Genomic DNA, 412 nt, shown 5'->3' with positions numbered 1-412 from the left:
CGATCACGTCCGTCGTGATGGCGGCGTGCGGGATCGCGGCCCGCACGCGCTCGAGGATCCCGAGGAAGCGGTCGGAGCGGTAGGACCGACGCATCGCGCGCAGCACGCGGTCGGAGCCCGACTGCAGCGGCATGTGCAGCTGCGGCATCACGGTCGGCGTCTGCGCCATCGCCTCGATCACGTCGTCCGTGAACGCGGCCGGGTGCGGCGACGTGAAGCGCACGCGCTCCAGGCCCGGGACGGCGCCGACGGCGCGCAGCAGCTTGCCGAACGCGTGCCGGTCGCCGAACCCGACGCCGTACGAGTTGACGTTCTGACCCAGGAGCGTGACCTCGATGGCCCCGGTCGCGACGAGCGCCTCGACCTCGGCGAGGATCTCGCCCGGGCGGCGGTCGCGCTCCTTGCCGCGCAG

The 412-nt window shown here is 73.5% G+C and carries 1 protein-coding gene; it reads right to left on the bottom strand.

Annotated elements, in window-relative coordinates:
- Window positions 1–412: radical SAM protein (locus G3I71_RS48825; RefSeq protein WP_164325429.1), on the bottom strand; the 412-nt coding region annotated here is incomplete at both ends.

Origin of the sequence: Streptomyces sp. SID12501 (assembly GCF_010550245.1) — a bacterium.
In the GTDB taxonomy this organism is placed as follows: domain Bacteria; phylum Actinomycetota; class Actinomycetes; order Streptomycetales; family Streptomycetaceae; genus Streptomyces.
This window is presented reverse-complemented; position numbering and strand designations above follow the sequence as displayed.